Source organism: Aliidongia sp. (genome assembly GCF_035943795.1).
GTDB lineage: Bacteria > Pseudomonadota > Alphaproteobacteria > ATCC43930 > CGMCC-115725 > Aliidongia.
The window spans coordinates 35,894-51,159 of the sequence record NZ_DASZBY010000073.1 but is presented as its reverse complement, the minus strand read 5'-3'; the positions used below and the strand labels follow the sequence as shown (position 1 = coordinate 51,159).

Annotated in this window: 13 protein-coding genes; 4 read left to right on the top strand and 9 right to left on the bottom strand. The window is 64.8% G+C overall.

Annotation, left to right across the window (positions count from 1 at the left end; all coding sequences use genetic code 11):
- Positions 1-2: 2 nt before the first annotated feature.
- The 9 genes from VGV37_RS12690 to VGV37_RS12650 form a co-directional block, all read right to left on the bottom strand.
- The gene (locus tag VGV37_RS12690; protein ID WP_326880046.1) at positions 3-737 is read right to left on the bottom strand and encodes an amino acid ABC transporter ATP-binding protein; all 735 of its coding nucleotides are present in this window, start codon (positions 735-737) and stop codon (positions 3-5) included.
- Positions 734-1,411, bottom strand: a complete 678-nt coding sequence (locus VGV37_RS12685) for an amino acid ABC transporter permease (protein WP_326880045.1) — start codon at positions 1,409-1,411, stop codon at positions 734-736. Before VGV37_RS12685 ends, VGV37_RS12690 begins: the two co-directional genes overlap by 4 nt.
- Positions 1,408-2,082, bottom strand: a complete 675-nt coding sequence (locus tag VGV37_RS12680) for an amino acid ABC transporter permease (RefSeq protein WP_326880044.1) — start codon at positions 2,080-2,082, stop codon at positions 1,408-1,410. Before VGV37_RS12680 ends, VGV37_RS12685 begins: the two co-directional genes overlap by 4 nt.
- 61 nt (positions 2,083-2,143) lie before the next feature.
- Positions 2,144-2,962 carry a transporter substrate-binding domain-containing protein gene (locus VGV37_RS12675; RefSeq protein WP_326880043.1) on the bottom strand — a complete coding sequence of 273 codons (819 nt, stop codon included), beginning with the start codon at positions 2,960-2,962 and terminating at the stop codon, positions 2,144-2,146.
- Positions 2,963-2,996: 34 nt separating this feature from the next.
- Positions 2,997-4,016 (bottom strand): Zn-dependent oxidoreductase, encoded by a 1,020-nt coding sequence (locus VGV37_RS12670; protein WP_326880042.1) that lies wholly within the window; start codon positions 4,014-4,016, stop codon positions 2,997-2,999.
- Between the two features lie 114 nt (positions 4,017-4,130).
- Positions 4,131-4,964 carry an NAD(P)-dependent oxidoreductase gene (locus VGV37_RS12665; protein ID WP_326880041.1) on the bottom strand — a complete coding sequence of 278 codons (834 nt, stop codon included), beginning with the start codon at positions 4,962-4,964 and terminating at the stop codon, positions 4,131-4,133.
- A gap of 66 nt (positions 4,965-5,030) precedes the next feature.
- Entirely contained in the window at positions 5,031-6,233 is a 1,203-nt protein-coding gene (locus tag VGV37_RS12660) for a mandelate racemase/muconate lactonizing enzyme family protein (RefSeq protein ID WP_326880040.1), read from the bottom strand.
- Between the two features lie 24 nt (positions 6,234-6,257).
- Positions 6,258-7,448, bottom strand: a complete 1,191-nt coding sequence (locus VGV37_RS12655) for an extracellular solute-binding protein (RefSeq protein ID WP_326880039.1) — start codon at positions 7,446-7,448, stop codon at positions 6,258-6,260.
- 58 nt (positions 7,449-7,506) lie between these two features.
- Complete coding sequence (locus VGV37_RS12650) at positions 7,507-8,424, bottom strand: dihydrodipicolinate synthase family protein (RefSeq protein WP_326880038.1); 918 nt, start codon at positions 8,422-8,424, stop codon at positions 7,507-7,509.
- A gap of 550 nt (positions 8,425-8,974) precedes the next feature.
- On the opposite strand from VGV37_RS12650, the gene VGV37_RS12645 reads away from it, so the two are divergent.
- Genes VGV37_RS12645 through VGV37_RS12630 form a run of 4 tightly spaced genes read left to right on the top strand, consistent with a single transcriptional unit; the run spans position 8,975 to position 15,214 of the window.
- Positions 8,975-12,265 carry a response regulator gene (locus VGV37_RS12645; RefSeq protein WP_326880037.1) on the top strand — a complete coding sequence of 1,097 codons (3,291 nt, stop codon included), beginning with the start codon at positions 8,975-8,977 and terminating at the stop codon, positions 12,263-12,265.
- On the top strand, positions 12,262-13,098 hold the full coding sequence (locus VGV37_RS12640) for a CheR family methyltransferase (protein ID WP_326880036.1): 837 nt from the start codon (positions 12,262-12,264) through the stop codon (positions 13,096-13,098). Before VGV37_RS12645 ends, VGV37_RS12640 begins: the two co-directional genes overlap by 4 nt.
- A complete protein-coding gene (locus VGV37_RS12635) occupies positions 13,095-13,673 on the top strand; it encodes a chemotaxis protein CheB (RefSeq protein WP_326880035.1) in 579 nt (192 codons plus the stop codon). Before VGV37_RS12640 ends, VGV37_RS12635 begins: the two co-directional genes overlap by 4 nt.
- Positions 13,670-15,214, top strand: a complete 1,545-nt coding sequence (locus VGV37_RS12630; protein ID WP_326880034.1) for a response regulator — start codon at positions 13,670-13,672, stop codon at positions 15,212-15,214. The genes VGV37_RS12635 and VGV37_RS12630 overlap by 4 nt, the downstream gene beginning before the upstream one ends.
- The last annotated feature ends 52 nt before the right edge of the window (positions 15,215-15,266 follow it).

Sequence of the window (15,266 nt, the reverse complement as noted above, 5' to 3'; positions counted from 1 at the left end):
GCTCAGCCCCGGATCGAACTGAGGAATTGCCGCGCCCGGTCGGTGCGCGCATTGGCCAGCATCTCCCGCGGATCGCTGTCCTCGACGATCTTGCCCTGGTCCATGAAGACCATCCGGGTGCCGACATCGACGGCAAAGCGGATTTCGTGGGTCACGACCAGCATCGTGCGTCCTTCCTGGGCCAGGTCGCGCATCACCGCCAGGACGTCGCCGACCGTCTCCGGATCGAGCGCCGAGGTCGGCTCGTCGAACATCAGCAGGTGCGGGTTCGTCGCCAACGCCCGGGCAATCGCCACGCGTTGCTGCTCGCCGCCCGACAGTTGGGCAGGATAGGCATTGATCCGGTGCGACAGGCGCACCTTCTCGAACAGCGCCCGTGCCCGCTCCTCGACCAGGGGCTTCGCTTCCTTATGGACCACGACGGGCGCCAGCATGACGTTCTGCAGCGCGGTCAGGTGTGGATACAGATTGAAGTGCTGGAAGATCATGCCGACGCGCTTGCGGACATCCGCGACGCTGCGTGTGCTGGCGTGGACGCGCTGGCCTTCGAACGTGATCGTGCCGCCTTGGACCGCTTCCAGCCCGTTGACGCAGCGCAGCAGGGTCGACTTGCCGGTGCCGCTCGGCCCGACAAAGCACACGATCTCTCCCGGCGACACGGTCATGCTGATGCCGTCGAGAATGGTGCGCGTGCCGAAGCGTTTGACGACGCCATCGAGGATTAGAACAGGGCTCATCCCATGGCTCCGACGAGATCCGATCGAGCCCCGATATGGAACCGGCGTTCGAGCCGGGCACCGACGAGGGAGATCGCATAGTTGATGAGGAAATACAGCACGGCCAGTGCCAGCAGTGGAACGATGCCGCCGTCGGTCGACTCGCGGATCAGCAGCCCGGTCTTGGTCAGCTCGATGAAGCCGATGATGGAGGCGAGCGAGGATTCCTTGAGCGTGGTGATGAAGACGCCGACCGAGGGAGGCAGCACGACGCGGATCGCCTGCGGCCCGACGATGTAGCGCATGACCTGGACGCGATCCATGCCGGCGGCCTGGGCGGCCTCCCACTGCCCGCGGCCGACGCTCTGGATCCCGGCGCGCACGACTTCGGACATGGTCGAACTGGCGTGCAGCGCCAGCGCCACGGTGGCGGCGGCAAAGCTCGATACGTCCGTGCCGAACACCAGCGGCACGCCGAAATAGCAGAAGAACATCACGATCAGGATCGGCACCGAGCGGAAGAACTCGGTATAAAGCAACGCCGCCAGCCGGAGCATCCGGAAGCGCGAGGTGCGCATCAGCGCGATAGCCGTTCCACCTACCGCCCCGATCAGCATGGCAAGCCAGCTCAGCCACAGGGTCAGTGCTGCGGCCTTCAGCATCAGCGGGCCATAGGACAGCCAGTCTGGGCTCATCGCACACCCTCCTCTTGCCGGAACAGCATGCGACCCAGCACGAGCCGCCCGATGTTCACCAGCTGGCAGAGCACGAGATAGACGATCGCCGCCACCACGAAGGTCTCGAAGAAGCGGAAGGACGTCGAACCGGTGGTCTGCATCCAGGACGTCACCTCGTCCACGGCTACGGCCGAGGCGAGCGACGACGCCAGGATGACCGCGATGATCTGGTTGCCCAACGGCGCGTAGATGGTCCGGAACACTTGTGGGAAGATGATGTAGCGGAAGGTCTGGAACCGACCGAACCCCTGGGCCTCCGCCGCCTCGAACTGCCCTGCGGATACGGCGATCAGGCCGGCCCGCAGGATTTCCGCCATGTAGCCGGCACTGTTCAAGGACAGTCCGATCACCGCGGCGGCGAAGGACGACAGGCGAAGCCCCAGGCCGGGCAACGCGAAATAGATGATGTAGAGGATGACGAGCAGCGGCGTGTTGCGCATCACCTCGACATAGACCGTGCCCACGACGCGCAGCGGTCGCGACGCGCTGCGGCGCAGCACCGCGACGCCGGCGCCGAGGACCAGGCTGAGCGCGATCGAGAGCAGGGACAGGCCGAGTGTCAACCAGGCGGCGTGGGCCAGCTCTCCCAGGTAGGGATAGATCGCGCGCAGCGTGAAGGTATAGCCCATGGTTGCGGCATCCCGACCGAATGGGGATCTGCCCGGCGCATATACCGGGCAGAATCCTGGACTAGAAGCGGGCGGTGATCGCCGGCTGGTCGAACCCGAACCATTTCTTGAACAGCTTCGCGTTGTCGCCGGACGCGTTGAACTGTTCGACATACAGGTTCAGCACGCGGTAGAGGTCGAAATCGCCGGCCGGCAGTCCGATCGCGATTTCCGCCCGAGCCAGGCTGCCGTCGAGTTGGCGTAGCTTGCCGGGCCGATCCTTGATCGCCTGGGTATTGTAGAAATCATCCTCCGCCATCGCGTCGACCTGTCCGGACAACAGGGCACTCATCTCGTCGGCCTGGGTATTGAAGCGGGTGATCTCGGCCTTGGGCAAGGCGGCGGGAACCGCCCGTTCCGCTGTGCCGCCACGGGAGATCGCGACCTTGATGCCAGCCCCGTCGCCCAGATCGGTGATCGCGTGCGCCTTGGCACCGTCGGGAACCAGCATGCGCATGGTGGTGACGAGATAGGGGTCGGTGAAGGCGATGGTGGTCGACCGCTCCACGTTGCGGGTGAAGTCGGCGATGGTGATGTCGACCTTATGGGTCTGCAGCGACGTGACGCGGCCGGGAATATCGGTCACGACGAATTCCGGCTTGACCTTCAGGGCCTCTGCCAATTGCTTGGCGATGTCGATGTCGTATCCCTCGGGCTCCCCGCTCGGCAGCACGCGGCTGTAGGGCGGCAGGCTGGGCAGTACCGCGATGCGGATCGTTCCGCGCGACAGGATCTGCTGCAGGATGCTGGTCGGACCGTCGGCGGCGGCGCTGCCGGCAGTCAGCACGAGCACCGTTGCCGCCGCGGCAAGGCGCATGATCGGATGGATGCGGGCCGTCATGGTGTCTCTCCCCTTCGTCGTTCTTGGTTTTGAATTATTGCCGGAAGCTCAGTTGCACCTTCACGGTCTGCTCCGGATGCTGTTCGACCAGATCGAAGGCCGCGCGGGCGTCGGCCGCGGCGAAGGTCTGGGTGATCATGGCCGCCGGCTGCAGCTTGCCCTGTTCGAGCCAGCCGATCACCTGCGGCAGCAGGCGGCGGTTGAGCCGCGATCCGACGATGCTCAGTTCCTTGCGGACGATTTCCTGCTGGACCACGGGGGTGGGCTGCGGCGAGAAACCCAGCAGCCCGATGCGCCCTGCCGGTGCCGCGACGCGGCACGCCTCACCCAGCAGTGCCGGCACGCCGGCACCGTCGATGACGACCGAGGGACCGAGGCCGTCCAACTCACCCGAGACCGCCTCAGGGATATCGTCGCTGCCGGATTGCAGCACCAGGTCCGCGCCGAATGCCGTCGCCCGCTGTAGCCGCGCCGCATCGGGATCCGCGACGATGCAACGCGCGCCGAACAGCTTCGCGACCTGCAGCACCGTGACGCCGACCGTCCCGGCGCCATAGATCAGCACGACATCCTGGTCGGAACAGCCGGTGCGCGACAGGACGTTGGCCGCGACCGACAGAGGTTCGGCCAAGGCGGCCAAGCCGAAATCGAGCATCGGCGAGATCTTCAGGGCATTGGCGGCCGGCACCACGAGACTATCTCGGAAACCGCCGTCGCGGTGGACGCCGAACACTTCGAGCTTGGCGCACACGTTCGGCCGGCCCGCCCGGCACGGATAGCACTGACCGCAGGCAACCACCGGATCGATCACCACCCGGTCGCCATCGGCGAGACCGGTCACGTCCGGGCCGACCGCCGCCACGGTGCCCGACATCTCATGACCGAGCACGCGGGGATAGCGCGCGAACGGGTTCGTGCCGTGGAGGATATGCATGTCCGAACCGCAGATCCCGGCGCGGTGGACCTCGACCAGGACTTCGCCCGGCCCCGGCGTGGATATGCGATCTTCCTGCAGCAGAAGATGGTGCGGCTGTTGAACCGAGATCGAGACCATGGCGACCGCCTTTCGGATTCGCTTTCTTGTATCCTTGGATACTAGAGTGACCCGAAAGGATCAAGGCCCGAAGAACTCCCCACAGGTTCATCAGGCGCCGGTACGCGGGCGGCGTCATTCGCTCGGGCCGGTCTCCCGGGGCAGATCTTCGAGCGGCCGGGTATAGCCCTTCGCGCAGAAATTGGCGCCCTGGTAGCGCGCCGCGACGGGGTCTTCCACCGGTGCCCTGACGCTGTCGGCGAAGTCTTCGGCATTGTCGGCGGGGAAATAGCCGATCCGCGCGGCATCGCCGCCGTGCCACCAAGATCGCGTATTGGCGGAAACGCCCCAGACCGCGGCCACGCCCGGGTGCGCGGCATCGACCCCGGCATGGACCAGCCGCGCGAGATCGCCATAAGACAGCCAGGTCGACAGGTGACGCGGCTCCGTCGGCCGGGCCAGGCACGAGCCGATGCGCAGATGGACGCTCTCGACCCCGTGCTTGTCGAAATAGAGCTGGCCCAGCATCTCGCCATACAGCTTCGACAGCCCGTAGAAGCCGTCGGGCCGCCCCGGGTCGGCCATGGTCAGGGCTTGGCCGCGCGGATAGAAGCCGATCGTGTGGTTCGTGCTGGCGAAGACGACGCGCGCCCCGGTTTGGCGGGCCGCCTCGAAGACATGGGTCGCACCCACGATATTGGCCGCCAGAATGGCCTCGAACGCCTGCTCGGTCCCGATGCCGGCGAAATGCACGATGGTGCCGGCGCGACGGGCCAGCCGCAAGAAGGTCGGCCCATCGGACAGGTCCGTGCGTACGAATTCCACTCCGGGCGGCAGAGCGTTTGGAAACTCGACGATGTCCGTCATCAGCAGCGATCCGTATCGGCTCGCCAGCAGCGGCACCAACAAACGCCCGAGCGTGCCGGACGCACCGGTCAACAGGATGGGACGATCGCATTCAGCCGTCATGGTCGGACACCGGTCATAGGGCGACAGCCTCGGTCGCGGCGAGCCCGGCCCCGAAACCGGCCTCCATCAGAAGTCGCCGGCCTTGGTCATTCGCCTCACGACGTCCGGATCGGCGAACACGGCCGGACCCAATTCCAGGCCCAGGCCGGGGCCTTCGAAGGGATAGATCAACCCACCCTCGATCCGAGGCATCACCGTGACGAGGTCGCGATACCAGGAACTATAATAGGCCCGCACGGATTCCTGGAAGATCGCATTGGGCGCATTCAGCGAGAGATGGATCGACGCGGCGAACACGACCGGGCCGGTGCAGTCGTGCGGTGCGACCGGCCGTTGGAACGCCTCGGCCATGGTCGCGATCTTCTTGGCTTCGCTGATGCCGCCGCACCACGAGATATCGAGCATGACGTAGTCGACCGCTTGTCTGCGCAGCAGTTCGACGAACTGTGCTCGGGTCGCCAGCGTTTCGCTGGCGCAGACCGGAAGGCCCGAGCGTTCGGCGAAGGTCGCCAGTGCCTCGGTGTCCTGCATCTTGATCGGATCCTCCAGCCAGAACGGCCGGAATTCGCGCAGACCCCGTGCGATGGCGAGCGCCGATGGCAGGTCCCACATCGAGTGCAGCTCGACCATCACCTCCATCTTGTCGCCGACCGCGTCGCGGATCTGGCGGAACGGCAGCAGCGCCTTGTCCAGGTCGGACTTGTGGATGAAATTGCCGCCGCTCGAGGTCGCGAACGTGTCGAACGGCCAGATCTTCATGGCCGTGATCCCCTCCGACAGCAGGCTCTGGGCGAGCGCGCCGGCGTCGGTATTGAAGGCGATCTGGTCGTCGTAGGGGCCCTCGGCCTGGTCCGCCGTGCCGATGGCCCGCCGGGCACCGCGCCGGTTGTAGGAATAGCCGGCGCAGGTGTTGTAGGTGCGGATGGACGGGCGCGACAGCCCGCCCAGCAGCTGATGCACCGGCAGGTCCGCCGACTTGCCGAAGATGTCCCACAGCGCGATATCGACCGCGGACGCGCCGCGGATTTCCACGCCCGAGGACCGGAAACCGACGTAGGTTTCGGTCAGGAGCTTGGAAATCCGATCGATTTCGAGCGGATTCTGGCCGATCAGCATCGGCGCCACTTCGCGATGCAGATAGGTCGCGACCGCGTCGGCCCCCCGGAAAGTCTCTCCGAGGCCGACGATACCTTCGTCCGTATGAACCTGCAGCCACAGGATATTGCTGAGATGTGGCAGCTGGATCGTCTCGAGCGCTGTGATCTTCATGACGTCACCAATTCCGGGCGGGAACTATTTAGCTGTCGCGGCGACGTCCGCATCCCAGCGATGGAAAGCCGTCACCATCGCCTCCGGCTCCAGCGGCAGTTCGATCGGATTGTTGGCGATCCAGTCGGCATATTCCGGCCGGCCGAATTCCGCGATGGCCTGCTGGCTGGCCTGGGGCGCCATGGCGAGGGTCACGTCCTTGACCGCCGGACCTGGATAGAAATAGCCCTGGTCGTAAGTGTAGGCCTGCTGCTCCGGCGTCAGCAGGAACGCGATGAGGTCGAGCACGACGGCGAGCTTCTGCGGGGAAATGCCCCTGGGGATGCTGAGGTAGTGCCCGTCGCATACCCAATGGAAGCCATCGAGCTTGGCGACTTTGATCGCCTTGGGCACGATGCCGAGGGCGCGCGGATTGATGTCCCAGCCGGTCGTCGTCACGGTCATCCAGCGCGTGCCCTCGCCCAACTCCTTCATCACGGCGCCCGTACCGCCGGGATAATACTCGATATTCTTATGCAGTTCTTTCAGATAGGCCCAGGTCTTGTCCCAACCCTTGACCGGATCCTTCGGATCGCTGTCCTTCAGCAGGTAGGGCAAGCCCATCAGGAAGGTGCGGCCGGGTCCTGAATTCGCAGGCTGCGCATAGATGAACTTGTTCGGATTCTGCCGCGTCCAATCCAGCAGTTCCTGCGCGTTCTTGGGCGGCGTCGCCACCTTGTCGGGCGCATATTCCAGCAGGGGGCCCGACGGATAATAGGTGACGGTCACGCCCCGCCCCTTCGTCAGCTGCTGCATGCGCCAAGCCGGATCCAGGTAGATCGATTTCAGGTCCGGCAAGCCATTGTCCTGCATCCCGATCAGGTCGATCCACATGTCGGTGGCGAGACCGGCGGACAGCGCATCCGGACCGATGATGACCAGGTCGATGTCCAGATGGTTGGCATCCTGCTGGGCCTTGATCTTGCCCGGCAGCTCCGGCGCCGTCGCCTTGTTGAACGACATGCGGGACACGAGCTGCGGCTTCGCCGTCGCATAGTTGCGGAAGGCGGGCTGCGTCAGCGCCAGATTGCCGGCCGCATCGACGATGTTGAGCTCGACCGGCGACGTCGGCAGCGGCAAGCCCTTGGCCAACGCGCGGATCGACGACAGCGTCATGAGCGTCGCGGTTCCTGCGGCGACGCCCAGGAAACCCCGTCGCGAAACTGACTTTTCCATGTTCTTCCTCCCCGATGTTCGTTGCAGATTTTCGTGTCGGTTTCGCCCGACTTCCGACCTATGCCGCGGCAGCGGCGTCCGCTTCCCAGCCGTTCAAGATGTCCTGCAGCCGCGAACGGTCGGCCGCGTCCAGCGCCGGCAGGCCAGGCAGCCGCACCGGTCCGACCGCGTCGCCGCGCAAGGCCAGTGCTTCCTTCACGACGGTGACGTTGGCGCCATTGTTGAATTTCGTGCGCATCTGTTCGAAGCCCGCGATCTTCGCGACCAGGGTGCGCGCCCGGGCATAGTCGCCGGCCTCGAGCGCGTGCCACACGGCGAGCGACCGTTGCGGATCGATGTTGACCAGGCCGGATGTGAAGCCGCGGGCGCCCAGCGCATAGAACGGCGCCGCCCAGCTTTCGGCCAGGCCGCAGATCCAGACCGCCTCGGTGCCCTGGGTCGCGCGCACGCATTCGGAGAATAGCATGAGGTTCGTCGTGGCGAACTTGACACCCGCGACGTTCGGATGGGTCGCGACCCGGACCAGGTCGGCCACAGGAATGGCGTCGGACCGCAGATAGGCCACGAGGGGCAGTTCGGACGCTTCGGCGATCGCGATGAAATAGTCGGCCTGCGAGCCCGGTGCGGCGAACGGATCCAGCGGATGATGGACCATGACCCCATCGGCGCCGGCTCGCTTGGCAGCGATGGCCGTCGCAGACGCTTCCTTGACCGAACGGCCGGCGGCGGCCGTGACCACGCTTTTGCCGCTGGCCGCCTCGATCGCGATGGCCTGGAGCTGCAGGACCTCGTCGTAGGTCATGCTGAAGAATTCGCCGGTATTGCCGCCCGAGACGATGTTGTGCACCCCCGCCTGCGCGATGCGCCGCACGATCCTGGAGGTGAGATCGGCGTTGATGCCGCCATCCTGGGCGTAGGCGGTGACATGAACACCGGAGATGCCGGCGAGCGCCCGTCTGTAGCTTACGATATCCATGGTCAAACTCCCGAAGTCCTGGCGCCCATCGGCGAGATGCGCGTGGTTTTGGTTGGCCGCGATCCCCGTTTTCCTATCGAGCGCCCGACCGCCGCAAATCATCTGAAATCTGATATATCAGAAGAGGCGGTTGCGCCATAGGTTTCGGGTGCTCATCGGGTGCGGTCCGAGGGAGTCGACGCCCTCGACGGTGCCAGCGGATCGACAAGGCAGCGTACATCATCGGACCGGGGAGCTCTCGTCATCCGGGCTGGACCGCGTGGCAGGCGCCTGGGCAGATAATCGATGATTCCCAATGGGATCATGCCCTGCCGAATGCCGTTTGTTCTTGAAGCGACCATTTGACCATCGCCGCGGACCGGGATTCACATGTTCCTCGGCAAAATTTTCGGGCAAGAGCTTCCAAAAAACGCCAACGAGAGAATTCATGACACAGACAAACGTCTCGAAACAAAGATCCGGTCTGGATCCCGCAGTCGCTATTGGTCTCGTAGGCGTCGTTGTTTTTTTCATCGTCAGCGGGTTGGTCGCTTATCGGAATCTCCAGACGTTGAGCGACGACAACCAGAGGATCGTTCATTCTCACGAGGTCATCGCCACGTTGGATGAATTGCTGTCCAGCGCCCAGGATGCGGAGACGGGGCAGCGCGGCTTCCTATTGACCGACAACGAGAAATATCTGGAGCCCTACAACAACGCGGTCTCGGCGCTGCCCTTGCAGATCGACCGCATCGCCCAGCTCACCAGCGACAACCCGGCCCAGCAGGCGCGGATCGCGCCGCTCAGGCAGCATGTCGGGGCGAAGCTTGCGGAACTCAGGGAAACGATCGAGATGCGTCGGGCCCAGGGGGCAGACGCCGCGCTGGCCGTGGTCAACACCGACCGGGGCAAAGTGGAGATGGACGCGATCCGCACCCAGCTCGCGGCCATGGATCGGGTGGAAGCCGATCTCCGCGAAAAGCGGATGGCCGAAATGGGCGAGGCCTCGCAGACGGCGCTCACCAGCGGCGTCCTGTCCGGCCTCGTGGGGGTCGGCTTGACCACCTTGATCGGATTTCTGATGCGACGGGCCACTCTCGCCCGGCAGCGCGAGGAATGGCTCCAATCCGGCCAGGTGGGGCTCGCGTCCGCGATGCGCGGCGACCAGGAAATCGAACAACTGGGCGACAGCATCCTCGGTTTCCTGGCCCGCTACCTCGGCGCCGTCGCGGGCGCAGCGTTCGTGCGGGATAGCGAGGGCTACCGGCGCGCATCGACCTATGGGGTGCCCGCAGGCTCGGACGTACCGGAGCGGTTCGCTCTCAAGGAAGGGCTGCTGGGCCAGGCCGCCGCGGAGGGGCAACCGCTCGTCATCGGCGACGTGCCCGAAGGCTATCTCGCCTTCGGCTCCGCACTGGGTAAGGACAAGCCGAGACATCTCGTCATCTCGCCGGGCAGCGTCGACGGGAACGTCAATGCCGTCATCGAACTCGGTTTCATTCGGCCGGTCGATGCCCCCGTGCTGACGCTGCTCGAACAATTGTCGGCCGCGATCGCCATTGCCGTGCGGTCGGCCAATTACCGGGTCGAACTTCAGCAATTGCTCGCCGAAACCCAGCAAAAGTCCGAGGAGCTGCAGGTCCAGGGCGAGGAGCTGCGCGTCTCCAACGAGGAGCTCGAGGAACAGAGCCGGGCGCTGAAGGAATCCCAGGCGCGGCTCGAACAACAGCAGGCCGAGCTGGAGCAGACCAACTCGCAGCTCGAAGAACAGGCCCAGCAGCTGGAAACCCAGCGCGACGACCTGGCGCGAACCACCGCCTCGGTGCAGCTGAAGGCGCGCGAGTTGGAGCAGGCGAGCCGGTACAAGTCGGACTTCCTCGCCAATATGTCCCACGAGCTGCGGACGCCGCTCAACTCGTCGCTGATCCTGGCCAAGCTTCTGGCCGACAATCCCGAAGACAACCTGACCGCGGAGCAGGTCAAGTACGCCCAGACGATCCAATCCTCGGGCAACGATCTGTTGAACCTCATCAACGATATCCTCGATCTTTCGAAGATCGAGGCGGGCCATGTCGAAATCCGGCCGGAACCGGTGTCGCTCGCAAGCCTCGGCAGCAATTTGCGACAGCTCTTCGAGCCGGTCGCCCGAGACAAGGGCCTGGGATTCTCGATCGAAATCGCACCGGAATGTCCGGAGGCGATTTCGACCGATCTGCAACGGCTCGAACAGATCTTGAAGAATCTGCTGTCCAACGCGTTCAAATTCACCGAAGCCGGGAAGATCGACTTCGCCATGAAGCGGACCGGCGACGGCCAGATCGCCCTCTCGGTGACGGATACCGGCATCGGCATCTCCGACGAGCAGCAACAGCGCGTGTTCGAAGCCTTCCATCAGGCGGACGGCACGATCAGCCGCAAGTACGGCGGCACCGGCCTTGGCCTTTCGATCTCGCGCGAACTCGTGCGCTTGCTGGGCGGATCGATCCATTTGAACAGCCGCCCCGGCGAGGGCAGCACCTTCACGGTCGTCATTCCCGTCGCCTATGACCCGGCCGCAGTGGCACCCCGGGAGGTCCGGGCCAGCGTCGCCGTCGCGCCGGCGCCCGCGACGCCGTCGGCACCGCAACCGCCGCAGCGGAAAGTCGACGATGACCGCGACTCCGTGACAGGCGCCACACGCGTCCTTCTGATCATCGAGGACGACGAAAGCTTTGCCGCCATCCTGCGCGACTTGTCGCGCGAGATGGGTTTCCGCTCGCTGGTGGCCGGGACCGCGGAAGAAGCGCTGATCCTGGCGAAGCAATTCATGCCCAGCGCCATCATCCTCGACATCGGCCTGCCCGACCAGTCGGGCCTCGTCGTCCTCGACCGCCTGAAGCGTGACGTGCAGACGCGCCACATCCCGATCCATGTCGTGTCGGCCAGCGACCAGGCGCAGGCGGCGCTTTCGCTGGGGGCCGTCGGCTACATTCTGAAGCCGGTCGAACGCGAGCAACTGGCCGGCGTCCTCAGAAAGCTCGAGGATAAATTTTCGCAACGCATGCATCGCGTCCTTATCGTCGAGGACGATCAGGTGCAGCGCGAGGCCATGGGCAAGCTGCTGTCGTCGCACGAGGTCGAGACCGTGACGGCGGGTACGGCGGCGGAATGCCTGGAACTCCTCAAGGACGAGACCTTCGACTGCATGGTGCTCGATCTGTCTCTGCCGGACGCCTCGGGCTATTCCCTGCTGGAAACGCTGAGCCAGGAGAGCGCTTATTCCTTCCCGCCCGTCATCGTCTATACAGGCCGGGACCTCACGACCGACGACGAGCATCGGCTGCGCCGCTATTCGAAATCGATCATCATCAAGGGCGCGAAATCGCCGGAACGGCTGCTGGACGAGGTGACCCTGTTCCTGCACCAGGTCGTCGCCGAGTTGCCGGACGAACAGCAGAAGATGATCCGCCGGGCGCGCAACCGCGACGCGTTGCTCGAAGGCCGCCACATCCTTGTGGTCGAGGACGACGTGCGCAACGTCTACGCGCTGACCAACATCCTCGAGCCGCGGGGCGCCATCGTCGAGATCGCCCGCAACGGCAGGGAGGCGCTCGACCGCCTGGAGAAATCCACGGGCCAGGCGACGCCCGGGATCGATCTCGTGCTGATGGACGTGATGATGCCGGTCATGGACGGACTGACGGCGACGCGGGAGATTCGTCGGAACCCGGTATGGAACAAGCTGCCGATCATCACGTTGACGGCAAAGGCGATGCCCGACGACCAGCAGCGCTGCATCGACGCCGGCGCCAACGACTATATGGCGAAGCCGCTGGACGTCGAAAAGCTCCTCTCTCTCGTGCGGGTCTGGATGCCGCGGTGATCGAATTCGTGCCTGAGAAAGTCGAAGACATCGAAATCCGGCTGCTGCTCGAAGCGCTGTATCTCAGATACCATTACGACTTCCGCCGCTATGCGCTGGCCTCGATCAAGCGACGCTTGCGACAAGCGCGCGAGCAACTGGGTTTCGCGAATCTTTCCGCGTTGCAGGAGAGCCTGCTGCACGATCCGGCACTGCTGCCCCGGCTGCTGGGGTATCTGACCGTGCAGGTCAGCGAGATGTTTCGCGATCCTTCCTATTTTCGGACCCTTCGCGAAAAGGTCGTCCCGCATCTTCGGACCTACCCGTCGCTCAAGGTCTGGGTCGCGGGATGCAGCCACGGCGAGGAATTATATTCGCTCGTCATCCTGTTTCGCGAAGAGGGGCTGGAGCAGCGCACGCTGTTCTACGCGACCGACATCAACCAGGATGCGCTCGGCAAGGCCGAAGCCGGCATCTTCGATCTGGACCAGATGCAGCTCTTCACCGAGAACCATCGGAAATCCGGCGGAAGGTCGTCCCTGTCCGATTATTATAGCGCCGCCTACGGCCGGGCGTCGTTCGACAGGAGCCTGCGCGAACGCGTGGTCTTTTCCGATCATAGCCTGGTGACGGATGCGGTCTTTTCCGAGATGCATCTGATCTCGTGCCGGAACGTGCTGATCTATTTCGATCGGGATCTGCAGGATCGTGCGATCGGCCTGTTCAAGGACTCGCTCGCGCGCAAGGGGTTCCTGGGGCTGGGCGCTAAAGAGACCCTGCGTTTTTCCGACCATGCGGGTGCCTTCGCCGAGTTCGAGCGCGAGGAAAAGATCTACCAGCGGCGGGTCGGATGACGGCGACACCGGCCGAGGCCGTGGTGATCGGCGCGTCCGCCGGCGCGCTGGAAGCGCTGTCCGTCATTCTGCCGGCCTTGCCCGCCGGGTACGGCGTGCCGGTGTTCGTGGTCGTCCACCTGCCGCCGGACAAGCGCAGCATCCTGGCCGAGCTCTTCCAGGCCAAATGCCGGATCCCGGTACGGGAGGCAGAGGACAAGGAGCCCGCGTGCGGCGGGACGATCTATTTCGCCCCGCCGAACTATCACCTGCTCGTCGAGATGGACCGCTGCATATCGCTGTCCAGCGACGAGCCGGTGCTGTTTTCCCGCCCGTCCATCGACGTCTTGTTCGAAAGTGCCGCCGACGCGTATGGTCCTGCGCTGATCGCGGTGGCTCTGACGGGCGCCAATGCAGACGGTGCCGCGGGCCTGAAAGCCGTCGGCGAAGCCGGCGGGGTGACGATCGTGCAAGATCCGGCGGACGCGTTCGCGGCGGCGATGCCCGCGGCGGCGAAGGCGGCCTGTCCCGACGCGCGGGTTCTGTCGTTGAAAGAGATCGCAGAGTGTCTGCAAGAGGTACGATGTCGACCATGAGTCCCGTTTCCTTTCTTCTGGTCGACGATCTGGAAGAGAACCTCCTGTCGCTGGAGGCGTTGCTGCGCCGGGACGGCCTGACCCTGTTGAAGGCGCGGTCCGGCGACGAAGCGCTGGAGCTCCTGCTCAGGAACGACGTTGCGCTGGCGCTCGTCGACGTGCAGATGCCCGGGCTGAACGGTTTCGAACTGGCCGAGCTGATGCGGGGGAACGAGCGGACCCGGCGCATTCCAATCATCTTCGTCACGGCCGGCAGTGCCGACAGCCTGCGCCGTTTTCGCGGTTACGAGGCCGGTGCCGTCGACTTCATCTATAAGCCGATCGAGCCGGACATCCTGCGCAGCAAGGCGGAGGTCTTCTTCGATCTCTATCGGCAGCGGCAGCAGATCGCCGTGCAGCGCGACGAACTACAGGCCCAGGCCGAAGCGCTCAAGGATGCCGACAAGCGCAAGGACGAGTTCCTTGCGACCCTGGCGCACGAGTTGCGCAATCCGCTGGCGCCTCTGCGGCAGGGGATCGACATCCTGCGCCGCAGTCCCGATGGCGCTGGCGCCGCCGATATCCGCGACATGATGGACCGGCAGCTCGTCCATCTGGTGCGGCTCATCGACGATCTGCTCGACGTGTCCCGCGTGAGCCAGGGCAAGATCGAACTGCGCAAGGACAGGATTGCGGCGGCAGACGTCGTTCGTGCGGCGGTGGAAGGCAGCCGGCCGCTGATCGACGCTGCCGGGCATTCGCTCACGATCGATATGCCGACATCGCCGATCTGGCTCGAGGCGGACCTGACGCGTCTGGCACAGATTCTGGGCAACCTCCTCAACAACGCGGCCAAATACACGCCCGCGGGTGGCCGCATCGGTCTCTCGGTTAACGCCGACGGTGACACCGCGGTGATCGCCGTTACCGACGACGGCATCGGCATCCCTGCCGAGATGCAATCCAAGGTCTTCCAGCTGTTCGCCCAGGTCGACCACCACCTCGATCGAGCGCACGGCGGCCTCGGCATCGGGCTGGCATTGGTGAAACAGCTCGTCACACTCCATGGCGGCACGGTCGAGGTCGAGAGTGCCGGCACCGGCCAGGGCAGCACGTTCACCGTCCGCGTCCCCCGGGCGGCCGAGCCCGAACGGAAACCCGACGCCGAGGTCGCGCCGCCGCCGCCGTCGTCCCGATCTCTGAAAATCCTCGTCGTGGACGATAACGTCGAGGTCGCGGAAATCGCGGGCCTGATGCTCGAGGAGATCGGCCATACCTATCAACTCGTGCATGACGGTCGCCGCGCGCTGGAGACGGCAAAAGCCTTCCAGCCGGACGCCATTCTCCTGGATATCGGCCTGCCGGGCATGGACGGCTACGCGGTCTGCCGCATGCTCCGCCAGGACGACGCTTTCAAACGGACCCCGATCATCGCGCAGACGGGCTGGGGCCAGGACCGGGACAAGATGCAGTCGTCCGCCGCCGGCTTCGACCATCATCTGGTGAAGCCGGTGACCCTCAGGGATCTGGAACGTCTCCTGGCGAACCTTGGGCCGCATTGATCTGTCGCCGAGTACCGTCGTCGACCATGGAACTCGCACCTGACGGTAGCTC